This is a genomic window from Actinomycetospora sp. NBRC 106375 (assembly GCF_030269665.1).
Taxonomy (GTDB): Bacteria; Actinomycetota; Actinomycetes; order Mycobacteriales; family Pseudonocardiaceae; genus Actinomycetospora.
Genome location: NZ_BSTS01000030.1, coordinates 24,390 through 47,610, shown reverse-complemented (window position 1 = coordinate 47,610; position 23,221 = coordinate 24,390). Strand labels below are relative to the sequence as shown.

The window sequence follows — 23,221 nt, the reverse complement described above, 5'->3', positions numbered from 1 at the left end:
ATCGCGCTCCCACTCCCGGTCCCGACCTGCGGCCGACACCGACAATGAGATCTTGCTCCAGCGCAGCAGCGGTGAACCTACGACGGCGTGTCGCGAAACCGGTCAACGTTCATGGTCAACGCACTAGGCGCCCAAGGGCGGGAGCGGCCGCAACGGGCCGTCGAGCGGCTCGGGCGGGGTGCCGTCGGGACCGAACGGCGAGCCGCCGAGCTCGTCGCGCCGGTGCGGCTCCAGCCAGGCCGAGGGCTCCGGGCCCAGCGGGACGATCTGCGTCGGGTTGATGCTCGTGTGCACCTGGTAGTAGTGCCGCTTGATGTGGTCGAAATCCACCGTGTCCCCGAAACCGGGGGTCTGATAGAGGTCGCGGGCGTAGGGCCAGAGGTTCTCGAACTCGGCGAGCTTCTGCCGGTTGCACTTGAAGTGGCCGTGGTAGACGGCGTCGAAGCGCGCGAGCGTCGTGAACAGCCGGATGTCGGCCTCGGTGATGTGGTCACCGACGAGGTAGCGGCGGTCCGCGAGCCGCTCGTCGAGCTCGTCGAGGCGGGCGAACAGCGCGGTGAACGCGTTCTCGTAGGCCTTCTGCGTCGTGGCGAAGCCGGCCTTGTAGACGCCGTTGTTGACGTCTCCGAAGACGCCCTCGTTGACCGCGTCGATCTCGGCGCGCAGGTCCTGCGGGTACAGCGTCGGGGCGCCGGGGCGCTGGTCCTTCGCCCACTCGATGCCGAGGTCGATCGTGATCTGCGGGTAGTCGTTGGTCACGAGCCGCCCGCTCGACTCCTCGACGAGCGCCGGGACGCTGACCCCGTTCTCGGTGCCGTTCTCCGGGTCCCGCGCGAGGTAGGCCTCCTCGAGGTACCGGTAGCCGAGCACCGGGTCGACGCCGTTCTCGTCGAGGGTGAAGCGCCAGGAGCGGTCGTCCTGCAGCGGGTCGACGATCGCGAGGCTGATCGCGTCCTCGAGACCCATCAGCCGGCGGACGATGATCGAACGGTGCGCCCACGGGCAGGCCAGTGACGCGACGAGGCGGTAGCGGCCGCCTTCGGCGGGCCACTCGTGGTCGGCGGCACCGACAGCGGGCTCGGCGACGATCCGGTCGGTGAACCGGGGCCCGCGGCGGCGGAACGACCCGCCGGCGTCGGCGTACGGGCTGTTGCCCACGGCCCTGTCGGTCGGCCTGTCGGTCGGGGTGCTCACGAGGACACGGGTGCCCCGCCGCGGTCCGGCGTCAACGTCCGTGATCGGTGACGCAGCAGCCACCACTCGGCGATCAGCAGGTTGACGATCCAGTTCGTAAGCCTTACGCATTGAGCGTACTTTTGTCTACGCACAGGTTGTGGAACGATCCCGACGTGCCCGTCCCCGCCCCCGATGCTGTCCCCGACCCCCGCTGGTCGCCGCCCGCAGCCCCGGGCGCCCGACGCCCGCTGACCCGCGACGCGATCGTCGACGCGGCGGTCGCGCTGGCCGACGCCGAGGGCCTCGAGTCCGTGTCGATGCCGCGACTGGCGCGCACGCTGGGCGCCGCACCGATGTCGCTCTACCGCCACGTCGCGCACAAGGACGCGCTGGTCGACCTCATGCTCGACGCGGCGATCGGCCCGCCACCGGCCGGCGCCGCGACAGGGGGCTGGCGCGCGCGGCTCACGGCCTGGGGACGGGCGAAGCGTGCGGTGTTCGCCGACCACCCGTGGACGCTCCCGCTGGTGAGCGGCAGCCGGCGGATGGGGCCCGCCGAATGCGCGTGGGCCGAGGCGGCCCTGCGCGCCGGAGTCGACGCGGGCCTGTCGGTGGCGGACGCCCTCGCCGTCGTCCACGTCGTCAACAGCTACGTCCGCGGCGCCTCGGCCCCGCTCGGCGACCGCGCCCCCCGCACCGCGGACCTCCTCGCCTCCGGTCGCGCCGCCGACTTCCCGCTGCTGCTCGACCTGCTCGAGGCGGCCCCGGACACCGGCGACCCCTTCGACGACGGGCTGGCCCGCGTCCTCGACGGCGTCGCCGCGTGGGTGGACGATCCGGCCAGGCAACGCCCCTGACCTTGCTCGTCCGTCCACGGGTGTCGGTGCTCGACCAAGCGCGCCGGGGCCGGTCGACGTCGGGGTGACCGGGCCGCCAGCGGCCCGCCGGACCCCGAGGAGCACCCCGTGACCCGCACCGTCAGCGCCAACATCACCCTCTCCCTCGACGGCTTCGCCGCCGGCCCGGGCGGCGACATGTCCTGGCTCGTCGACACCGCCCTGCACGAGCAGTGCGCCGGCGGGTTCGCCGGCTACTACCGGGGCGTCGACACCGTCCTGCTCGGCCGCACCAACTACGAGGGCTTCCACGGCTTCTGGCCCGCCGTCGCCGAGGACCCGGCCGCCGACGCCCGCAGCCGCGACTTCTCGCGCTGGTTCGACGCCGTGGAGAAGGTCGTGTTCTCCCGCACCCTCACCGAGGCAACGTGGACGAACGCGCGGGTGGCGAACGACCTCGAGGGGACCGTGACGGCGCTCCGCGAGACCGACGGCCGGACGGTCTCGGTGTTCTCCAGCATCAGCGTCATGCAGGCCCTGCTGGCCGCGGAGCTGCTGGACGAGCTCCGGATCACCCGCGTGCCGGCCGTCCTCGGCGCGGGCGTCCCGTTCTGGACCGCGGAGGTCGCGCGGTCGTCGTGGGCGCTCGAGACGCTCCAGACCATCCCGACCGGCGCGGTCGTCAGCGTGCTGCGGCGCCGCTGAGCACCGCCGATCGACGAAAGGACCTGATCATGAGCAAGATCGTGCTGTACATGTGGACGTCTCTCGACGGCTTCGTCGCGGGTCCCGACGACGGGCCGGACCAGGGGCTCGGGGTCGGCGGCGAGCGGCTGCACGACTTCCTGATCTTCGACGGCCCCGACCACCCCGCCGCCGCGCGGGCCCGCGACGACGTCGGCGCCGCCGTCATGGCCGAGGCGATGACCTCGGGCGCCGTGCTCACCGGGCGGCGCACGTTCGACCACGCCGGCGGGTGGGGCGGCGACCACCACGACGGCGTCCCGATCATCGTGCTGACGCGCTCTGTTCCCGCGACACCGCCGCCCGGCCACGCCCGTTACGTCACCGACGTCCGCGAGGCCGCCGCACAGGCGAAGGAGGCCGCCGGCGACCGGGACGTCCTGCTGCACGGCGCGGCGGCGGCGCAGGCCTGCCTGCGCGCCGGGGTGCTCGACGAGATGGCGCTGCAGGTGGTGCCGGTGCTGCTGGGGCAGGGCCGGCGGCTGTTCGACGACGTGCCGGGCCACGTCGAGCTCGAGCTCACGCACAGCGCCGACGGTCCGGGGATGGTCCACCTGCGCTACCGCGTGCTCGGAGGTGAGGGGTGATGGCCCTGCGACTCGACATGACCGTCTCCCTCGACGGCTTCGTCACCGGCCCGGACGACTCGCCGGACGACCCGATGGGCGTCGGCGGCTTCCGCCTCTTCAACTGGCTCGACCGCCGGAACGACCCGGGCCCCGGCGGCGCGGTGTACGCCGAGGCGATGGCGACCCGCGCCGTCCTCTCCGGGCGCCGGACCTACGAGCACGCCGGGCGCTGGGGCGGCGACCACCACGACGGCGTCCCGATCGTCGTCCTGACCCACACGGTGCCCGACGAGCCCCCGCCGGGCAGCGTCGTCTACGCCACCGACGTGGCCGCGGCCGCGGCGCTGGCCCGGGCGGCGTCCGGGGACGGCGACGTCGCGGTCATGGGTGCGGGCGCCGCGCAGGCCCTGCTGCGGGCCGGCGAGCTCGACGAGATCGAGCTGCACGTCGTGCCCGTGCTGCTCGGCGGGGGCCGGCGGCTGTTCGACCACCTGCCGGCCGAGCACGTCGAGCTCGAGCTCGTGCGCCGTCTGACCACCCCGGACACCGAGGATCGCGCGCGGCGGGCGACCCATCTCCGCTACCGGATCCGCCGGGCTGTCGATTCCCGGGACCGCTCCGCGACGACATGATGAGGGTCCCGCCGCGGGGCCCCGGAGAATCCGAGGAGACGACCATGGGCCAGTACCTGATCCTGATCTACACCGACGAGGCGTCGATGGCGGCGATGGGCGAGCAGGAGGTCGGTGCGCTCATGGCCGCGCACCAGCGCTTCGGCGGCACGCACGGCGCGGCCCTGCGGGGCGGCGGCTGGCTGCACCCGACCGCCACGGCCACCACCGTGCGCCGCCCCGACGGGCGGGAGCGCGACGACCTCGCCGCCGGCGAGGACGCGCTGGTCACCGACGGGCCCTACGTCGAGACCAAGGAGGCCCTCGGCGGCTACTACGTCGTCGAGGCCCCCGACCTCGACACGGCGCTCGCGATCGCCCGCCAGGTGCCGGAGCCGTTCGGCGGCGTCGAGGTGCGCCCGCTGCGCCCGGCGATGCAGGACCTCCAGGGGTCGTGACCCGGTGAGGACCCCCGACGCCGGGTCGGCCGTCGCCGACGCGCACCGTCGCGAGTGGGCCGGGGTGCTCGCCGCGACGGTGCGCGTCACGCGCGACCTCGACCTCGCCGAGGAGTGCGTCCAGGAGGCGTACGCCCAGGCCCTCGTCGCCTGGCGCGACGGGGTCCCGGCCCGGCCGGGTGCCTGGCTCACGACGGCCGCCCGGCGCCGCGCCCTGGACCACCACCGCCACGCCGCGGTGGCGCAGCGGGCGCTGCCGCTGCTGGTGGTCGACGAGGTCGCCCCGGAGCCCGTCGGACCGCCGCCGGACGACCTGCTCGCCCTGCTGTTCACCTGCTGCCACCCGTCCCTCACCGCCGAGGCCCGGGTCGCGCTGACCCTGCGCCTGCTCGGCGGCCTGTCCACCCCGGAGATCGCGCGGGCGTTCCTCGTCAGCGAGCCGACGATGGCCGCCCGCCTCACCCGGGCGAAGAAGAAGATCGCCACGGCCGGCGTGCCCTTCCGGGTGCCGGCCCCCGAGGAGCTCCCGCGGCGCCTCGGCGGCGTCCTCGCCGTCGTGCACCTCGTGCTCACCACCGGGCACACCGCGCCCACCGGGGCCACGCTCGTGCGCGACGACCTGCTCGACCGGGCCCACGACCTCGCCCGCCTGCTGCGGTCCCGGTTCCCCGACGACCCCGACGTCGCCGGGCTGCTCGCGCTGGTCCTGCTCACCGACGCGCGCCGCGCGACGCGGACCGACACCGGCGGGGCGCTGGTCCTGCTCGCCGACCAGGACCGGTCGCGCTGGGACGCTGCGATGATCGCCGAGGGCCGCTCGCTGGTGCTCGGGGCGCTGACGTCCCGGCCGGTCGGCCGCTACGCGGTGCTGGCCGCGATCGCGGCCGTCCACGCCGACGCCCCCACGTTCGACGACACCGACTGGCCCGAGATCGTCGGGCTCTACGACGTCGTCCTCGCCCGCTGGCCCTCCCCCGTCGTCGCGCTCAACCGCGCGGTCGCGGTCGGGTTCGCCGACGGTCCCGACGCCGGGCTGGCGGCCCTGGACGCCCTCGCCGGCGAGCCGCGGCTCGCCGGCTACGGCTACCTCGCGGCCGCGCGCGGCGAGCTGCTGCGCCGTGCGGGCCGCCGCGAAGAGGCCCGCACGGCCCTCGAGGAGGCGGCCCTGCTGACGGCCAACGACGTCGAGCACGAGCTCCTGGCCGGCCGCCTCGAGACCCTGCGCTGAGATCGTCATCGCCGCACGAGCCGCCCGTCCCCCTGCTGACGCGCCGGGCGCAGCCGGGGCAGCAGGCGGCCCGTGGTCGCGGCGTACTCGTCGTACGCGGACCCGAGGCCGGCACGCAGGGCACGTTCCTCGACCGCGATCCGGTAGCCGACGCCCAGACCGGCCACCGCGGTCGTCACCAGGGCCGCCGCGACGCTGCCCGCGGTGATCCCGAAGCCGAGGACCCCGACGAGCGCGCCCAGGTACGACGGGTGCCGCAGGTACCGGTAGGGGCCGCGGCGCACGACCTCGTGGTCGGCCTGGACCGTGACCACGCCGCGGAAGAACCGCCCGAGCACGAGGATCGACCAGAACCGGAACGCGATCCCGGCGACCGCGATCGCGAGCCCGAGCCACAGTGCCACCGCGTCGGGCAGCACCAGCAGACCGCGGAAGGGCGCCGACACGATCCCGGCCGCCACGCCGGCGGCGACCAGCACGACCAGGCTCCCCCACTCCGAGCGGCCGCCGCCGCGTCCGCGTCGCCACTGCCGGACCTGCAATGCGATCTCCCCGGCGAGCCACACCACGGCCAGCGCGAGGACCAGGTCGCCCCCGCCGACACCCGCGTCCATCCTCGGCCTCCCTCGTCCCCGGACCCCGCCGGCCCGGACGCGTCCAGGCTCGTCGCGGCGGCGGGCGCCGTCGTCGGCCCGCGGGTGGAGGGAGGGTGGACGGGGCGGTGGAGGCGGCGGTGGAGCGAGCGGTCGCGGCCGGTCGGGCCCGGGTGCGAGCATCGGGGGATGACCAAGGCCGTCCAGGACCTGATGGTCGCGGTCGAGCGCACCCGCGACGCGTTCGCGGCGGCGGTCCGCGACGGCGACCTGGACGCCGCCCTGGCGGTGGTGGCCGACGACGTCGTGCTGGCGACGATGCCGGCCGGCACCGGCGCGCAGGGCGCGGCCGCGCTGCGCCGGCACCTGGCCGAGCAGGTGCTGCCCCACCGCCCCGCCGACCTCACCACGCGGCGGGTGTCGCGGACCGGCGACCGCTGGCGGGTGGTCGACGAGGAGATGGTGACGTTCACCCACGACCGCGAGCTGCCGTGGCTGCTGCCCGGCGTCGTCCCCACCGGCCGGCGGGCCGAGGTGCTGGCGATCTCGGTGGTGGCCGTGCGCCGGGAACGGGTCACCGAGGTCCGGACGCTGTGGGACCACCACGGCCTGCTCACCCAGCTCGGTCTCCAGCCCGCGGCGGCCCGGAGCGCCTGACCGGCCCGCCCGGGGTGTCGAGCGCACCGATCGGGGGCACAATCCGACGGCGTCCCCACCGTCGCGGACCCACCGGCGGACGGTCTCGATGGTCGAGCACCGCTCCGCTCCGTCTCCGTCGACCAGGAGGGCGCCCCATGAGCGAGAACAGCAGGCCCGCGCGTGCCGACCGGGTCTCCACCGAGGGCAGTGTCGCGTCGGAGTCCGAGCACTCGGCCCTGCGGGCCGACATCCGCCGGCTCTCGACGCTGCTCGGGCGCACCGTCGCCGCCCAGCACGGCGACGACATGCTCGAGCTCGTCGAGAAGGTCCGCCGTCTCGTGCGGGAGATGCCGGAGCGCGGGGACACCGGGATCCGCGACATGCTCGCCGAGCTCGACCCGGGCACCGCCGCGGTCCTCGGGCGGGCGTTCGCGACGTACTTCCACCTCGCGAACCTCGCCGAGCAGCTGCACCGCTCGGAGGAGCGCGCGGAGGTGCACGTGTCCGGCGAGGGCCAGCTGCACACGCTCGTCGACCGGCTGGTGAGCGACGCCGACCCCGACGAGCTCTCCACCGCGCTGTCGCGGCTCGAGCTCAAGCCGGTGTTCACGGCGCACCCGACCGAGGCGCAGCGCCAGTCGGTGCTGGGCAAGCTGCGGGCGATCGCCGACGTGCTGGCCGACGGTCTGCCCGAGGAGCAGGCCGAGAAGCGGTTGCACCGGCTCGTCGACCTCATCTGGCAGACCGACGAGATCCGCCCCGAGCGCCCGACGGTGCTGGACGAGGCGCGTTCGGTCTCGTACTACCTCGATCAGCTCGGGCGCCGCACGCTGCCCGTGGTGCTCTCCGAGCTCGACGAGGAGCTCGACCGCGTGGGCCTGCGCCTGCCCGACGGGTCCCGCCCGCTGGTGCTGGGCTGCTGGGTCGGCGGCGACCGCGACGGCAACCCCAACGTCACCGCCGAGCTGACCCTCGAGACCATGCGGATCTACGGCGAGCGCGGCGTGCGCATCCAGATCGAGCTGCTCGAGGACCTGGTCCAGGAGCTCTCGGTGTCCACCCGGCTGGTCGGGGTCTCGGAGGACCTGCGTCGCAGCCTCGCCCGCGACCGCCGGGCACTGCCGGAGATCCACGACCGGTTCATCCGCCTCAACGCCGAGGAGCCCTACCGGCTGAAGTGCTCCTACATCCACGCCCGCCTGGAGAACACCCGCCGGCGCTACACCGAGGGCACCGCCCACCAGCCGGGGCGCGACTACCTCGGGGCCGGGGAGTACCTGCGGGATCTCGAGGTCATGGACGCCTCGCTGCGCGCCCACCAGGGCGAGCGGATCGCCGACAGCGGGCTGCGCGACGTCATGCGCTCGGCCAACGCCGTCGGGCTGCACCTGGCGAGCGTCGACGTCCGCGAGCACACGAACTTCCACCACACCGCGCTGACCGCCCTGTTCGACCGTCTCGGCGAGCTCGAGACGCCGTACGGCGAGCTCGACCACGCCGGGCGCGCGGAGGTGCTCTCGCGCGAGCTCGCGGGCCGGCGGGCGCTGACCCCGCGCCGCAACTGGCAGCAGATCGGCGACGACTCTTTCAAGGAGACGCTCGAGGTCTTCGACTGCATCCGCACGGTGCAGGAGACCTACGGCGAGGAGGCGCTGCACACCTACGTCATCTCCATGGCCCAGAACGTCGACGACATCCTCGCCGTCGCCGTCCTGGCGCGGGAGGCGGGGCTGGTCGAGCTGACCGCCGACGGGGCCCTGGCGTCGATCGACATCGTGCCGCTGTTCGAGACCGCCACCGAGCTCAAGATCTCCGGCGACCTGCTCGACGGGATGCTCTCCGACCCGTCCTACCGGGCGCTCGTGGCCGCCCGCGGCGACGTGCAGGAGATGATGCTGGGCTACTCGGACTCCAACAAGGGCGCCGGGCTCACCACGTCCCAGTGGTCGATCCACCAGGCCCAGCGCCAGCTGCGCGACGTCGCGACCAAGCACGGCGTGCGGCTGCGGCTCTTCCACGGACGCGGCGGGTCGGTCGGGCGTGGCGGCGGACCCGCAGGCGAGGCGATCGCCGCCCAGCCGCACGGCGTCGTCGACGCCTGCATGAAGGTCACCGAGCAGGGCGAGGTCATCTCCGACAAGTACTCCTTGCCGATGCTCGCCAAGGACAACCTGGAGATCATGCTCGCGGCGGTGCTCGACGCGACGCTGCTGCACCAGACCTCGCGGGTGGAGGCGGCAACGCTCAAGCGCTGGGACGAGGCGATGGACGTCATCTCCGACGCCGCCCAGGACGCCTACACGCAGCTGATCTCCCACGAGGGCCTGCCGAACTTCTTCACCCAGGCCACGCCGGTCGACGAGCTCTCCATGCTCAACGTCGGGTCGCGGCCGGGCAAGCGGCCCGGCGCCGGCGGGCAGGCGTCGCTGGACGACCTGCGCGCGATCCCCTGGGTGTTCGGCTGGACCCAGACGCGGATGATCGTGCCCGGGTGGTTCGGGCTCGGCACCGGGCTCAAGGCCGCCCACGACGCCGGTTACTCCGACGTCATCGACGAGATGCGCGACTGGGCGTTCTTCGCGAACCTGATCTCCAACGTCGAGATGACGCTCGCGAAGACCGACATGCGCATCGCGGCCTTCTACGTCTCCGAGCTCGTCGACCCCGAGCTGCAGGAGGTCTTCGAGATCATCAAGGCGGAGCACCGGGTCACCGAGCGCGAGGTCCTCAAGCTCTCTCCCGGTGAGCAGCTCCTCGGCGGCAACCCCCTGCTGCGCCGGACCCTCGACATCCGCGAGGGCTACCTCGAGCCGCTGCACCACCTGCAGGTGCACGCGCTCAAGGAGCGGCGCCAGGTCGACGACCCCGACCCCGACCTCCAGCGCGCGCTGCTGCTGACCGTCAACGGGATCTCGGCGGGGATGCGGAACACGGGTTAGGGCCGCAGGCACGGCTCGGGGACGTAGGCCGGCACCTGCCTCGCCGCCGAGATCAGCCGCTCGAGCCCGGTCGTGGGGCTGGTGAACGGGCTGCCCAGCGGCAGGTCGGCGGAGCACACGTAGCGGGCCTCGACGTCGCCGGTCGGGATGCGCCGGAGCCCGCCGCTCCGGTCGAGGTCGTCGTAGAGCAGCGTCAGCGCCGTGTCGTCCACGGACACGACGTAGCCGTGCAGCATCGCGTCGACGGCACGGACCTTGACGGCCTCGTACGGGAACCCGGGCTGGGCCGACAGGAACCCGATGACGAGGAAGGCGGCCAGGGGAGCCCCAGCCGTAGACGAAGCGCCGCGCGGAGACCGCCTCCGAGCGGTCCGCGACGACCCCGGAGACGTAGACGACGGCGCCGAACAGGAGCGCGACGGAGATCGCGCTCAGCCCGTCGTCGTAGACCAGGAGCCAGCTGATCGCGGCGGCGACGAGGACGCCCAGCAGCGCCGACGTCGCCACCGCGCGGCGGCCGCGCGGTGAGGGCTCGGGAGCCCCGCGCACCGCGCGCACGCGCGGCGAGACGAGCGACCGGTACCACCAGAACAGGAAGATGATCGGCGCCGTCGCGGTCAACGTGCTCACGGCCACCGTGATCCAGACGGCCCCGAGGTCCGCGCTCGCGACGATGGCCTGGAAGGTGTTGATGTCCCCGCGCGACTCGACGAAGTACAGCCGGAACACGGCGACGACGAACGGGGCGGCGGCCAGCGAGATCGACCAGACGGCCTCCCGGGGGAGCCGTGGACCCGGGTCACGCACGAGGGCCCGGGCCCGTCTCCGCGAGGATCGCCTCGCAGGCGCCGGCGAGGACGAGCGCCGCGTCGCGGACCGCCCGGGACGCGGTGGGGTGCGCCGCGCGGGACCGCCAGGTCGCCAGCTGCTCGTGCGCGGCGCGGCGGACGTCGTCGGGTGCGGCGTCGACCTCGAGCCCCAGACGGGTCGCGACCGGGTCGTCGGGGCGGACGAGCCGCTCCGCGGCCTCCTGCTCGCCGGCCGGGAGCACGACGGCGCGGCGGCGCAGCGCGTCGGCGAGATCGGCCTCGGCGACCTCCCGCGCCCCGGCGAGCCGTGTGCGCTCGACGACGTAGCGCAGGTGGTGCGACCAGTCCCGCCCGCCCGCGCCGTCCCGCGCCAGCGCGTCGAGGGCGTCGAGGGCGTCGAGGGCGTCGAGCGCCCGCCCGGCCCGGCGCGCGCCCGGACCGGTCGCCGCGTCGTCGAGCGCAGCGGCGATCTCGCCGACCCGTCCGGCGACCGGTGACGGCGGCGCGAGACCGGCGAGGAGCTCCTGGACGGCGGCGACGAACCGTGAGGCCTCGGGGCCAGGCACGTCGGGACCGGGCGCGTCGGGACCGGGTGCGTCGGGACCGGGGGCGTCGGGACCGAGTGGGCCCGGTGTCGCCGGGTCCCCGGGTGGAGCGAGGGCGTCCCTCGCTGCCTCCGACGCAGCGAGGGCGTCCCTCGCTCCCCCGTCGCCCGCGTCCCCGGGTGGAGCGAGGGCGTCCTCCGCTGCACCCGACGCAGCGAGGGCGTCCCTCGCTCCCCCACCGGCGGCCACCGCCACCGGCCCGGTCGCCGGGTCGTCGGCGTCATCAGCACCATCAGCACCATCAGCAGCGTCGGGCAGCGGGATCGACCCCGCGACCGTCGTCCCCCGTCCCGGCGCCGAGTCCAGCCGCACGCTGCCACCGACGGCGGCGATGCGGGTCGCGACGTTGCGCATGCCCCGCTCCCCGCCCGCGGCGGCGGGACGCGGGGTGAAGCCCGGCCCCTCGTCGCGCACCGAGAAGCGCAGCGCCCCGCCGGACTCCGCGAGCGTGATCGTGATCGGTGCGCCCGCCGCGTGCTTGCGGGCGTTGTTCACCGCCTCGAGGCAGCAGAAGTACACCGCCGAGTCGACGTCGGCACCGTAGCGGCGCCCGGCCGTCACGCCGGCGACGTCCAGGGTCACCCTCGTGTCGCCTCCGGTCAGCTCCCGGCGCAGGGTCTCGACGACGCCGTGCTCGGCGAGCCCCGCGGACGAGACGCCGGCAGCCGTCTCGGCGAGCACCGCCTCGGCGGTGTCGACCTGCTCCAGGATCGCCGCGAGACGCTCGGCGGCGGCGTCGAGCTTCCCCGCACCGACCTGGTGCTCGGCGAGTCCGAGCGACAGGCGCAGGGAGACGAGGTGGTGCTGGGCGCCGTCGTGCAGGTTGCGCTCGATGGCGCGGCGCTCGCCGTCCATCTCGGCCACCGCGGCCCGGCGGGACTCCGCGATCCGCTCCCCGTGCGCGACGGCGGCGCGCAGCTGGCGCTCCAGCTCGATCTCCTGGCGGTGCGCCTGGAGCACGGCGCCGAGGCTGTCGGCGACGTCGGCGAGCAGGCGGGGCCGGTCGCTGCCGCCGGCCACGGCCTCGGCGTCGACGGCGAGCACCCCGACCTCCTCGCCGTGCTGGCGCACCGGGAAGGCGACGAGCTCGGCGTCACCGGCGTCGTCGGCGAGCCGCCACCGGTGCTCCCGCGACCGCAACCCCGGCCGGTGCACGGTCAGCGCCACGGTCCGGGCGCCGAGGTGGCGCCCGATCGCCTCCGGCAGGCGCTCCAGGTCGGTGCCTGCGGACGCGGTGCGCGAGAGCTCGGCGACCTCGAGCAGCACGCGGTACGGCGTCGGGCGCCGGCCGTAGAGGAGGCGTTCGACGAGGCGGTCGGCCCGGGCGGAGACCGCGAGGTACACCGCGGCGCCCACGATCCCGCCGAGCACCCCGCCGACCACGCCGCCGCCGGCGAGCGCGGCCACCAGGGCGACGGCCCCGCCGACCGCGACGACCTCCACCACGACCGTCAGGGCCCGGTGCAGCCGGTCGGCCGAGGCGCGCAGCCGCGGACGGTAGGCCGCCAGCACCGCCAGGGCGATCGCGGCCGCCGAGATGCGCGCGAACCAGAACAGGAGCGCCGTCGGCTCCCCGCCCGACCCGTGGCGCGCGGTCGGGTCGTCGAGCGTGAGCCCCGGCCGGCCCGACGTCGCCATGACGAGCGTCAGCAGCGCGAGCACCGTCGCCGTGGCCAGCACGCCGGTGAGCACGGTGGCCAGCAGACGGGCCTGGTCGCGGCGCTCGCGGGTCGCCCCGGCCCGCAGGTGGCGCGCGACGCCCAGGGCACCGACGAGCGGGACCCCGAAGCCGAAGAACACCACGCAGCTCACCGTGTGCGGCAGCAGCGCCGTCCCCATGCCCGCGACGAACAGCGCCAGCCCGGCGAGCGCGACGAGCAGCCGCTGCCCACCGTGCGCCGCCGCCACCCCGGCCGGGAACAGCAGGAGGGCCCCGACGTAGGCCGCGCTGGCCACGCCGTGGAGCAGCACCTGGTGGGCCTCGCCGATCCCCAGCCCCGTGGCGACGCGCACGACGGTCGTCGCCGCGTGGGCCTGGAGGTTGAACGCGCCCGCGGAGCCGATCATCGCGAGGATCAGCAGGCGCACGGTCCAGGTGCGCCCGCCGCTGCGCCAGAGCACGACGGCGACGACGAGGTTCGCGAGGCTCGCGAGGTAGTCGAGGACCGCCTGCGCCCCGGGCTCCCCCATCGCGAAGCCCTCGACGACACCCCGGGCCCACGCGCTGCCGCCGGCCGCGGCCGCCCCGACCGCCGCGCCCAGGGCGGGCACGTGCGCCGCCAGCGCCACCACCGCGCCCAGCGCCAGCCACACGACGGCGAGGGTGGCGACGGCGACGAGCGCGACCCACCACGCCGCGACCCACCCGCCGCGGGGCGGTGCGGCGGTCGGCGGCACGGCGTCCGCCTCGGCCGCGGACGTCGCGGGCGGCGCCAGCGTCCCGGTCACGGCGAACCCCCGAAGGATCCGGTCGAGCTCCGCTGCGCTGCGCCCCCCGGGTCCAGCGCCACCGGCCGCAACCGGTCCGGCAGCCACGCCCGCAGCTCCACCGCGCCGCCGGGACGGGCGACGAGGTCCACCGACCCGCCCAGCGCCGCGAGCCGGTCGACGTCGTCGGCGAGCGCCGCGCGCAGGTCCTGCGGGTCGCCGTCGGGATCGGGGTCCTCCACCCGGACGGCGACGGTGTCGCCGTGGCGTTCGAGGACGACCTCCAGCGGAGCCCGGCCGCCACGGGCCGCGAGCAGCGCCAGGGCGGACGCCGCGGCGTAGTAGAGCCCCGACTCGATCTCCCACGGCAGCCGGTCGCCGAGCCGCCCGGTGAGCCGGACCGTGCGGGGCAGGTCCGCGACGACCTCCTCCAGCGCCGCCCGGGGGCCCTGCTCGCGCAGCACCGCGGGGTGCACCCCGCGCGCGATGACCCGGAAGCGGTCGATGAGCCCGGTCAGGCGCTCGCGGGCCTCCTCGACGTGGTGGCGGGCCATCTCCCCGGCGTCCTCGGGGTCGTCCTCGGCGTCCGCCAGGGCCTCGGCCGCGTCGGTGACCGACTGCCGGAACCCGGCGAGCCGGTCGGTGGTCGCGCCCTCGAGCTCGGTGACCAGACGCCGGCGCTCCACCTCGCGCGCGACCTCCAGCCGCCGTCGCGACGCCGCGGTCTCCGCCGCCAGCTCGTCGACGCGGCGCACCCGCGCCGCGAGCTCGGCACCGCGCGCGACGCCCTGGAGCACCAGCTGCGCGCCGCCCGCGACGTCGCGCACGAGGCGACGGTCTCCCGGAGTGACCGGCCGGCCGGACTTCGCGATCGTCAGCACCGCGCGCAGCCGCTCGCCGTCGAGCACGGGCACGGCGTGGTCGATGCCGGGGCGCGTCAGGAGCACGCCGAGGGACCGCACGCGCTCGCCGGCGTCCTCCTCCGGCGGGTACACCGCCTCCGCGACGAGGACGTCGTCCACCACCAGCCACACCACGGCACGCTCGGCCGTGGTGCCCTCGCCGAGCACCCGCGCCAGGCCCGGCAGGGCGTCGGCCAGCGATCCCTCACGGACGCGGGCCGCGGTGTCGGCGAGCACCGCGTAGGGGGTCGGCGCCGGGCGCCGGGCGAGCCGCCCGGCGACCCGGTCGACCAGCGGTCCCGCCGCCCGCGCGCCGGCGACCGCGACGGCGGCGGCCACGAACGGGCCCACGACGGCGGCGAGCGCCGGCCCGGTCAGCAGCGCCCACCCGAGCGTGACGACCACGAGGACCACCGCGACGCCGGCGCCGAGCAGCACCGGGCGTGCCGGCAGGGTCCGGGGGGCGCCCGCGAGCGCCTGCCCGGCCGTCCCGGCGACGCCGCGATCCGACACCGGTCCGGCCCGTCAGTCGTCGCCGCGCTGGGAGCGCAGGTAGGTCAGCACGGCGAGCACCCGGCGATGGTTCGCGGAGGTGTCGGCGTGCAGGCCGAGCTTGTCGAAGATGTTCGCGACGTGCTTCTCCACGGCCTTGCCGCTGACGAACAGCGTGGAGGCGATGCCGCCGTTCGAGCGGCCCTCGGCCATGAGCTCGAGGACGTCGCGCTCGCGCTGGGACAGCGCGGCGACGAGATCCCGTTTGTCGCTGCGCGGGCGCTCGACGAGGCGCTTCGCGAGCTCCGGTTCGATGACGATCTCGCCGGCCCCGATGCGGGTCAGCGTGTCGGAGAGGACCTCGACGCTGCCGACCTTCTCCTTGAGCCGGTAGCCGATGCCGTCGGTGCCGATCTCGAGGATCCGCATGAGGTAGTGCGACTCGGCGTAGTGCGAGAGGAACAGCAGGCCCATCTCGGGGTACTGGGCGCGCAGCCGCTCGGCGGTCACGAGCCCGCCGTCCGGCTCCGGCGGCATGCGGATGTCGAGCAGCGCGACGTCGGCCGGGGTGCGGGTGAGAGCCGCGACGAGCTGGTCACCCCCGGACTCGCAGGCCACGACCTCGTGACCGGCCGCCTCGAGCAGCATGACGAGGCCCTGGCGGAAGAGGGCGCCGTCCTCGGCGACGGCTACGCGCACGGGAACCTCGCGGTGATCGTGGCGCGCCCGGCGCCGTCCGGGGTGGCGTCGACCGATCCGCCGAGCGGGGCGGCCTCGTCGAGGACCGCGCCGCGCTGCCCGGCGTCGACGCCGTCGAGCGTGAGCACCAGGTCGCCGCCCTCGACGCGGACCCGGACGACCACCTCGCCGTCGCCCTCGCCCGTGGCGGCCAGGCACGCGGCGGCCGCGAAGTAGGCCGCCCCCTCGGCCGCGGTGCCCGCCCGGGCGTCGACGGCGTCGATCCGGGCGGTCGCGCCGGTGGCCGTGGCGAGCTCGCGCAGCGCGGGTCCGAGACCCGCCTCGTCCAGCAGCGGCGGGTAGAGCGCGCCCTCCACCTCGCGCAGCTCCTGCAGGGCGGCCCCCAGCTCGTCCTGGAAGGCGTCGAGGCCGCGCACCCACTCGCGCGACGGCGCCTCGGCACGCAGGACCCCCAGGCGCAGCGACAGGGCCGAGAGGCGCAGCGCCGGGCCGTCGTGCAGCCGCCGCTCCCACCCCCGGCGGGCGTGCCACCGTTCCGCGCCGCGGCGGCGGTGGTCCTCACCCGGGTCGTCACCGAGGGTCATCAGCGCAGCCTCCTGTCGCGACCCGCACGCCGACCAGGGGGTGCACCCTCCGGGGTGGCGGGGAGAACCCGACCGCTCCCGTCGTCGCCGCACACTGCGCGTGTTCACTGGGACTCCCTGAGTGGCAACCGGGCGTGGACTCCTCGCTGGCGAGGGACCCGGAAGTTACTATCCGTCAGATTGCCGGAGGAGGGGTCGTGACGTACAGCCTCGGGATCGATCTCGGCACGACGTTCGTCGCCGCCGCGATCTCCCGGGACGGCCACCGCGTCGAGATGGTCCCGCTCGGCGACCGCACGGTCACCGAGCCGTCGGTGGTCATGCGCCGCCCGGACGGCACGTTCGCGGTCGGCGACGCCGCCGCCCGCCAGGCGGCCGCACGCCCCGGCGACGTCGCCTGGGGCGTCAAGCGCCGCCTCGGCGACCCGACCCCGGTGGTGCTCGGCGGCGCGTCCACGCCGGCGGACGAGCTGCTCGGGGCGATGCTGCGCGACGTCCTGTCGCGGATCGAGGCCGAGGAGGGCGGCCCGCCGGACCGTGTCGTGCTCACCCACCCGGCCAACTGGGGGCCCTACCGGCGCGGGCTCTTCGAGGACGTCGCCGCACTCGCCGGGTTGCAGGACCCGCCGATGCTCACCGAGCCCGAGGCCGCCGGGGTGCACTTCGCGATCACCCGGGGCCTGGCGGAGGGCGAGCTGCTCGGCGTCTACGACCTCGGCGGCGGCACCTTCGACGCCGCCGTGCTGCGCGGGCGGGCCGCCGGGGTGGAGATCCTCGGGGTGCCCGAGGGCATGGAGCACCTCGGCGGTGTCGACTTCGACGAGGCCGTCCTCGACCGCGTCGACCAGGCGTGCGGCGGCGCGGTCAGCGAGCTCGACCCCCACGACAGCCGTGCGCGCGCCGCCGCCGCCCGGGTGCGCCAGGACTGCGTCGTGGCCAAGGAGACCCTCTCGGTCGACGACGAGGCGAACGTGTCGGTCCTGCTGCCCGCCCGGCAGGACGACGTGACGGTGACGCGCGACGAGTTCGAGACCATGGTCCGCACGCCGCTCGAGTCCACGGTTTCGGCCCTGCGCCGGGCGCTCGAGTCCGCGGGCGTCACCGCCGACGCGCTGACCGCCGTGCTCCTCGTCGGCGGCTCCTCGCGCATCCCGCTGGTCGCACGGATGGTCGGCGACGCCCTGGGCTGCCGCACGGTCGTCGACAGCCACCCGAAGCACGCCGTCGCGCTGGGCGCGGCGGTCGTCGCCGCCCGGGGCACCGACGCCGTCGACACCGCGAGCCGCGCGACCGCCGACGACCCGACGCCCACCCCAGCCCGCAGCCCCCAGGCCTCGCCCGCCCTCCCCGTCACCGATGCCCCGGCGCCCGAGGTCGTGCACTCCCCCGACCCCGTCGCCGCCACCCGGGCGCTGCCCCGCGACCTGGCGAGCCGCGCCGCATCCGTGCAGCCGGTCGGGCCCACCGGGTCGCACGGGTCGCACGGGTCCGACGGGTCCGGCGGGTCCGGCGACGGCCGGCCGGACCAGGGCCACCCGGGCCAACCGGGCCCCGCGGGTCGCGCGCCGGGCGGTGGCGGACCGCACGCCCCCTCGCCGGGCGCTCCCCGGCCGCCGGCCGGTCCCGCTCCGGGCCACGGCGGGGCCGGCGCGGGCGCCCCCGGCAACCACCGCGTCCCGGGGGCTCCCGGCGGGCCGCCCGGCCACGGCGCGCCCGGCCAGCCCGGCCAGCCCGGTCAACCCGGCCAGCCCGGTCAACCCGGCCAGCCCGCTCCGCCCGCTCCGCCCGCTCCGCCACCGGGCGGTCGCGGCGCGCCGGGTGGCCCCGGCCCCGGTGGTGGTGGTCCCGCCGGCCCGGGTGGCGGACGACCCCGCGGCCCGTATCCCGGTGGCGGTGGTCCTGGACGACCCCCCAGCCCGGGCGGTGCGGCCGGCACGGGCGGTGCCGGCGGTCGCCCGCCCTACGGCCCCGTCGCCCCAGCCACCCCCGGCGGACCCAACAGACCTGGTGGCCCCGGCGGCCCCGGTGGCCCCGGTGGCCCCGGTGGCCCCGGTGGCCCCGGTGGCCCCGGTGGCCCCGGCGGTCCCGGCGGCCCCGGCGGTCCCGGCCGTCCGCCGCCCGACCCCCGTTTCCCGGCCCCTCCCGCACCCGGGCGCCCGGGCGACACGGCCGGCTCCGGTGCGGGGCCGGCCGACGCCCTCACGTCCACCGTCGGGGCGACGGGCCCGGAGGCCGACGCCACGGCCGCCACCGGGGACGACGGACACCGTGTCCGGGTGATCGCCGTGATCGTCGTGGCGGTGCTCGCCGTCGGCATCGTGGTCGGGTTCCTCTTCTTCTTCGGCGTGCTCTGAGCGCCCGGGCGGTGCACCGTTCGCCGCCACGCGTGGCCCATTCGACGCAGACGGTGGCGTGCAGACGGTCATGTTCCCCACCGTTGGGGGTACGGCGACATCACTCGGACGGTGGCGCGGCGACGACGCTGGGCACGCGAGTGGGCGGACGGAGGGGCTGCGGTGGTCGACGACGACACGAGCGCGAGGCGTGCCGAGCGGCCGGAGACGAACCCCTGGTCGCCCGACCGGCCCACGCCGGCGTCGAAGCGCTCCCTGGTGGCCGTCTCGCACGCGATCGAGGCCGCGGTCCTCGCCGGGCCGGTCAACGCGCCGACCGTCGTGGTCGCGCTGTTCCAGCACCAGGCCTACTTCGCCCGCGAGTACGCGGTGTACGAGCGCATCGCCGCCTCCGGCGCCGTCGTCGTGCTCGCGTTCGCCGACGGTGAGGCCCACGACGTGCCGCCGGGGTGCCAGCTCGTCGTCCTCGACCCGGGCGAGCCGCTGGCCGACGAGTGGAGCCTCGTCGCCGTCGGTCCGCAGGCCGGGGCGTTCCTCGTCGCGACCGACGCCCACCGGATCGACCCCACCGAGCACAGCCTCGAGGCGGGGCGGGAATTCATCGGGCGCTGGGGCTGGTCGCGGGTCCAGGCGGCCAACGAGCTCGCGCGGATGCGCTCGGCGCTCGGGACCCGGCTCGAGACCGCGGTCGGCTACACGATCGACGGCCTGCTGGCGCGGGTGATGCCGGCCGGCGGCGCGGCCGCGGCGTCGGGAGGCACCGACGGCGAGCGCTGGGCGACCCACGCGCTGCACCGGATGGTGCGCCGGATGCAGGACGCGCGGGAGGGCACCCGGGTGCTGCGCGCCCAGCTCGTCGACGCGCACGCCGCCGTCGCCGCCCGCTCCGCCGCGCACGTCGACCCGCAGTCCGGCCTCACCACGCCCGAGTTCCTCACGCGGTGGACGAACACCGGCGGTCCCACCGCCCTGCCGGTCGGCGTCGCCCTGATCGACGTCGCGGCCCTCGACGGCGCCGAGCAACGGCTCGGGCGCCGTGCGGCGTACCACGCGGCCCGCCGCGTCGCGGCCGCCGTCAGCGAGCCCCTCGGGCCGGTCGACGCGGCCATCCGGCTGTCCGAGCGGGAGTTCGCGCTCGTCGTGCCGGGCGCGTCGTCGCGCCACCTCGCGGGGCTGGTCGACGCGGTCACCGAGCAGCTCGAGCTCTCCTCGGACGGCTACCCGAACCTGCCCCTGGCCGGGCCGGTGGCCTGGACCGTCACCCTCACGCGGCCGCTGCCGCTCGACGACCTGCACCTCGCCCTCGGGACCCCCGAGCAGCCGGCCGCCACCCTCGCCGGCGACCCGATCACCGTGCGCGAGCTCGCCGACGGCGGCGCGGGGACGGGCGCCCACCACCGCGAGGAGCCGGTCACCGACCGCATGCCGCGCCTGCGGGTCCCCGACGCCGCGACCACGGAGCCGCCCGAGGACGACGTCGCCCCGTGGCCGGTGCCATCGCAGGACGACGCCCACGACGCCCCGCCCCACGACGCCCCGCCCCACGACGCGCCCGAGCCGGACGTGGCCCCGCACGCGACCGCAGCGGCGGACGGGGACGCGCCGTCCGGGCCCCGGCCGGTGCCGGACCGGCGCGGTGGGCCCGACCCTGACGAGCAGGGCGGCCCGAGGCTCCCCGGCGGCCGGTCCGGCTGGGACCCGTTCGGCGCAGCGGTCCCGCCCGGCCCCGCGCCCTCGGGTCCCGTGCCCACGCCGCAGGACCTCGACGGCGACCGCCACGGCACCAACGGCACCGGCCCCGCGGCGGAGGTCGGCCACGGTCCCGGCGCCGCCGGGTCGGCCGAGCACGGCGAGAGCGCCGACCTCGCCGACCGTCCGTCGCCCAGCCCGTCGCCCAGCCCGTCGCCCCGCCCGGGCCGTCGGCGTCTCGCGGGTGGGGAGCCGGCGCTGAGCATGCTCTCCGACCTGCCCCGGCGGCGGCGCACGAACGGGACCGCGCACGGGGCCGCGGCCGGCCCGTCGGGCGGCGGCGCGGAGCCGTCGCGACCGACGTTCGGTGCGCCCGGCGACGCCGGGGGTGACCCTCCGCCCACCGCCTCCTGAGGCGGTTTACCGCCCGGTCGCCCGCGGGAACGTCGCCGCGTGCTCGACCAGATGCCCGTACCGGCGGCGGGATGCCCCAAGCGCATGATCTTCGGGCCGTGCGGCGGGGTGCGCAGCGACGGTTCCTGCGAGCTCGACGCCGCCCTGACCTGCCCGTGGTGCGACGACCGCGACCCGCTCGCCGTGCGCCCGTGGCCGTCGCCGACGGCCACCGGGCCCGCCGAGGCGCCGGCGATCCTCACCGACCTGTCGGTCCCGCCGTACGACCTCGCCGCGATGCGGGACATCCTCGAACTGCTCGCCCCCGTCTCCGACGCCGTGCTGGTCGGCGAGCACCAGAACCGGCCGGACTTCCCGCCGACCATGGTCGCCGCGGAGATCCTCGCCGCGGGCACCGGGCCGTGGATCACGCTGACCTGCCGCGACCGCAACCGCGTCGTGCTCGAGCAGGAGCTCGCCGGGCTCGCCGCGCTCGGGATCGACGGCGTCCTGTGCGTGACCGGCGACGGCCGCGGGCAGGACGTGCGCCCGGAGGTCACCCAGGTCTTCGACCTCGACAGCACCCGGCTCACCCACCTCGCCGCGACGACGGGCCTCACCACCGCCGTCGCCGTCGCCCCCGCCGCCCCGCCCGCCGAGCTGCGTCCGGCGGCGCTGGCCGAGAAGCAGCGCGCCGGCGCTTCCCTCGCCGTCGCCAACCACGTCGGCTCGCCGGCGGCCCTGTCGTCCTTCCTCGACCGCGCCCGGGCGGCCGGCGCCGACCTCCCCGTGATCGCGGCCGTCGCCGTCTACACCGACGAGCGCTCGGCCGCCGTGCTCGCCGCCTTCCCGGGGCTCGCTCTCGACCCCGACGCCGTCGCCGCCGTCCTCGCCGCGCCCGATCCGCGCGAGGCGGGCATCGAGGCCGCCGTCGCCGAGGCCGAGGCGCTGCTCGCGGTGCCCGGCGTCGCCGGGGTGAACCTCTCCGGGCTCGCGTCGGCGGACGGCTGGCGCGCGGGCGCCGAGGTCAAGGCCGAGGTCGCCGCCCGCGTCGCCGAGCGCACGCGCCGGGACGCCGGCCTCGCCCCGGGGCGGCGAGGGTGAGCGCCCCCGAGGACGGCACCGACAGCGCTCCCGACAGCGCTCCCGACAGCGCTCCCGACAGCGCTCCCGACAGCGCCATGGAGGCCGAGTTCGACACGGTCGCGGCGTGGACCGAGGAGGCCGTCGAGGCGCTGGGACGCGACCACGCGATCCCGGCCGCCTGCCGCGGCAGCGGCTCCCCGGCCGACCTGGCGTGGCTCGCGCGCGGCCTCGACCTGCGCGACGACGAGACCTTCCTCGACGCGGGGGCCGGGCTCGGCGGACCGGCGGCGTGGCTCGCCGACCACGTCACCGACCGCTGGCGGGGACGCCCCCTGCTCACCGAGCCGATGGTCCACGCCGCCCGGTCGGCGCGGCGCCTGTTCGGGTTCCCGACGGTCGCGGCGGTGTCCGAGGAGCTGCCGGTCCGCTCGGACAGCGTGGACGTCGCCTGGTCGCTCGGCGTCCTGTGCGTCACGCCCTCCCGGGACGCCATGGTCGCCGAGCTGCGCCGGGTGCTGCGACCGCAGGGCCGCCTCGGGCTGCTCGTCCTGGAACGCGGCGAGGCGCCGCTGCCCGAGCAGCCCGAGGGCAACGACTTCCCCACCCGCGAGGAGCTGGACGACCTGCTCGGCGACGCCGGCTTCCACGTGGACGACGAGATCGACGCCGCGCGCCTGCCCGGGGCGCCCTCGGCGTGGTCGGAGCGCGCCGACCGCGTCGAGGAGCACCTGCGCCGGCACCACGGCGAGCACCCGGCGTGGCACGCGGCCCAGGAGCAGGAGCGGGTGATGGGCCGGTTGCTGCGCGAGCGCTACATCGTGACCCGCCTCCTGCGCGCCACCGCACGCTGACGCGACGGGCGGGCCGCACGTGCTCCTCCTGCGCTCGGCGGCACGTCCGGACGGGCGACACACGGGCGGGCGCACCATCCGCCGCGGAATCGGTTCAGTTCGGCGCGGCCCCGGTCGGCGCTCCTCGCCGGACCGACCCCGGGCGTCTTCACTGGAGCCGAGCCGGACGGCCCTCTCCCCCGCGTCCGCGGGTCGCCGCCCGGCTCCGGGAGGAGTTCAGGTGACCTACGACGCGGTCAGTGCCTACACGGTGCTGTTCGGCGACGGCGAGGCGCCGGCGACGGTCAGCGTGCACGGCTCGGCCGACGAGGCCTGGGGCGCTCTGGACGTCCTGGTGCGCGGGCGTTCCCGCCGCTGGCGCGCCCGTCCGGGCACGGTCGACGAGGACCGGGTCACCGAGCTCGCCGAGCGCTGGCGCCGGGCCGACCCCGAGCGGCGCTACTGGCAGGTCGCCCCGCACCGCCTGCGCGTCACCGTGCCCGCCATCGCCCACGACCGCGCGCCCCGTCCCGCCTAGTCCCCGCCCTTCCCACCGGA

Annotated in this window: 20 protein-coding genes; 13 read left to right on the top strand and 7 right to left on the bottom strand. The window is 76.5% G+C overall.

Translation table 11 applies throughout. From position 1 onward, the window contains the following. Positions 1–123 precede the first annotated feature (123 nt). Positions 124–1,158 carry a glutathione S-transferase family protein gene (locus QSK03_RS30590; protein ID WP_502872240.1) on the bottom strand — a complete coding sequence of 345 codons (1,035 nt, stop codon included), beginning with the start codon at positions 1,156–1,158 and terminating at the stop codon, positions 124–126. 191 nt (positions 1,159–1,349) lie between these two features. On the opposite strand from QSK03_RS30590, the gene QSK03_RS30585 reads away from it, so the two are divergent. The 6 genes from QSK03_RS30585 (at position 1,350) to QSK03_RS30560 (ending at position 5,622) form a co-directional block, all read left to right on the top strand. Then, positions 1,350–2,033: a TetR/AcrR family transcriptional regulator gene (locus QSK03_RS30585; RefSeq protein WP_285659374.1), complete on the top strand. Its 684-nt coding sequence runs from the start codon at positions 1,350–1,352 to the stop codon at positions 2,031–2,033. 108 nt (positions 2,034–2,141) lie between these two features. After that, complete coding sequence (locus tag QSK03_RS30580) at positions 2,142–2,717, top strand: dihydrofolate reductase family protein (protein WP_285659373.1); 576 nt, start codon at positions 2,142–2,144, stop codon at positions 2,715–2,717. Between the two features lie 29 nt (positions 2,718–2,746). Further along, positions 2,747–3,343 (top strand): dihydrofolate reductase family protein, encoded by a 597-nt coding sequence (locus QSK03_RS30575; protein WP_285659372.1) that lies wholly within the window; start codon positions 2,747–2,749, stop codon positions 3,341–3,343. Beyond that, positions 3,343–3,957 carry a dihydrofolate reductase family protein gene (locus QSK03_RS30570; protein WP_285659371.1) on the top strand — a complete coding sequence of 205 codons (615 nt, stop codon included), beginning with the start codon at positions 3,343–3,345 and terminating at the stop codon, positions 3,955–3,957. The genes QSK03_RS30575 and QSK03_RS30570 overlap by 1 nt, the downstream gene beginning before the upstream one ends. Before the next feature lie 44 nt (positions 3,958–4,001). Continuing rightward, complete coding sequence (locus tag QSK03_RS30565; RefSeq protein WP_285659370.1) at positions 4,002–4,394, top strand: YciI family protein; 393 nt, start codon at positions 4,002–4,004, stop codon at positions 4,392–4,394. A 4-nt stretch (positions 4,395–4,398) separates the two neighbouring features. Then, positions 4,399–5,622 (top strand): RNA polymerase sigma factor, encoded by a 1,224-nt coding sequence (locus QSK03_RS30560; RefSeq protein ID WP_285659369.1) that lies wholly within the window; start codon positions 4,399–4,401, stop codon positions 5,620–5,622. 5 nt (positions 5,623–5,627) lie between these two features. On the opposite strand, the gene QSK03_RS30555 is transcribed toward QSK03_RS30560, so the two are convergent. Beyond that, positions 5,628–6,236 (bottom strand): methyltransferase family protein, encoded by a 609-nt coding sequence (locus QSK03_RS30555; RefSeq protein WP_285659368.1) that lies wholly within the window; start codon positions 6,234–6,236, stop codon positions 5,628–5,630. A 168-nt stretch (positions 6,237–6,404) separates the two neighbouring features. Here QSK03_RS30555 and QSK03_RS30550 point away from each other — a divergent pair, with 168 nt between their 5' ends. Both QSK03_RS30550 and ppc read left to right on the top strand, forming a co-directional pair. Continuing rightward, on the top strand, positions 6,405–6,872 hold the full coding sequence (locus QSK03_RS30550) for a nuclear transport factor 2 family protein (protein ID WP_285659367.1): 468 nt from the start codon (positions 6,405–6,407) through the stop codon (positions 6,870–6,872). Between the two features lie 137 nt (positions 6,873–7,009). Then, the gene (gene ppc, locus QSK03_RS30545) at positions 7,010–9,793 is read left to right on the top strand and encodes a phosphoenolpyruvate carboxylase (RefSeq protein WP_285659366.1); all 2,784 of its coding nucleotides are present in this window, start codon (positions 7,010–7,012) and stop codon (positions 9,791–9,793) included. Here the strand turns inward: ppc and QSK03_RS30540 are convergent. The 5 genes from QSK03_RS30540 to QSK03_RS30520 all read right to left on the bottom strand — a co-directional run bounded on the left by QSK03_RS30540 (position 9,790) and on the right by QSK03_RS30520 (position 16,311). Then, a complete protein-coding gene (locus QSK03_RS30540; RefSeq protein WP_285659365.1) occupies positions 9,790–10,029 on the bottom strand; it encodes a hypothetical protein in 240 nt (79 codons plus the stop codon). The genes ppc and QSK03_RS30540 overlap by 4 nt on opposite strands. Before the next feature lie 563 nt (positions 10,030–10,592). Further along, positions 10,593–13,655, bottom strand: coding sequence for a sensor histidine kinase (locus tag QSK03_RS30535; RefSeq protein ID WP_285659364.1), 3,063 nt, complete (start codon positions 13,653–13,655; stop codon positions 10,593–10,595). After that, a complete protein-coding gene (locus QSK03_RS30530; RefSeq protein ID WP_285659363.1) occupies positions 13,652–15,049 on the bottom strand; it encodes a hypothetical protein in 1,398 nt (465 codons plus the stop codon). Before QSK03_RS30530 ends, QSK03_RS30535 begins: the two co-directional genes overlap by 4 nt. 12 nt (positions 15,050–15,061) lie before the next feature. Then, positions 15,062–15,727: a response regulator transcription factor gene (locus tag QSK03_RS30525; protein ID WP_285659362.1), complete on the bottom strand. Its 666-nt coding sequence runs from the start codon at positions 15,725–15,727 to the stop codon at positions 15,062–15,064. Then, entirely contained in the window at positions 15,718–16,311 is a 594-nt protein-coding gene (locus QSK03_RS30520; RefSeq protein ID WP_285659361.1) for a histidine kinase, read from the bottom strand. The genes QSK03_RS30525 and QSK03_RS30520 overlap by 10 nt, the downstream gene beginning before the upstream one ends. A gap of 197 nt (positions 16,312–16,508) precedes the next feature. On the opposite strand from QSK03_RS30520, the gene QSK03_RS30515 reads away from it, so the two are divergent. The 5 genes from QSK03_RS30515 to QSK03_RS30495 all read left to right on the top strand — a co-directional run bounded on the left by QSK03_RS30515 (position 16,509) and on the right by QSK03_RS30495 (position 23,201). Continuing rightward, complete coding sequence (locus tag QSK03_RS30515; RefSeq protein WP_285659360.1) at positions 16,509–18,665, top strand: Hsp70 family protein; 2,157 nt, start codon at positions 16,509–16,511, stop codon at positions 18,663–18,665. 162 nt (positions 18,666–18,827) lie between these two features. Beyond that, positions 18,828–20,768, top strand: a complete 1,941-nt coding sequence (locus QSK03_RS30510; protein ID WP_285659359.1) for a DICT sensory domain-containing protein — start codon at positions 18,828–18,830, stop codon at positions 20,766–20,768. 39 nt (positions 20,769–20,807) lie between these two features. Then, on the top strand, positions 20,808–21,851 hold the full coding sequence (locus QSK03_RS30505; RefSeq protein WP_285659358.1) for a methylenetetrahydrofolate reductase C-terminal domain-containing protein: 1,044 nt from the start codon (positions 20,808–20,810) through the stop codon (positions 21,849–21,851). After that, positions 21,848–22,684: a class I SAM-dependent methyltransferase gene (locus QSK03_RS30500; protein ID WP_285659357.1), complete on the top strand. Its 837-nt coding sequence runs from the start codon at positions 21,848–21,850 to the stop codon at positions 22,682–22,684. The genes QSK03_RS30505 and QSK03_RS30500 overlap by 4 nt, the downstream gene beginning before the upstream one ends. A 220-nt stretch (positions 22,685–22,904) precedes the next feature. Continuing rightward, the gene (locus QSK03_RS30495) at positions 22,905–23,201 is read left to right on the top strand and encodes a hypothetical protein (RefSeq protein WP_285659356.1); all 297 of its coding nucleotides are present in this window, start codon (positions 22,905–22,907) and stop codon (positions 23,199–23,201) included. Positions 23,202–23,221 lie beyond the last annotated feature (20 nt).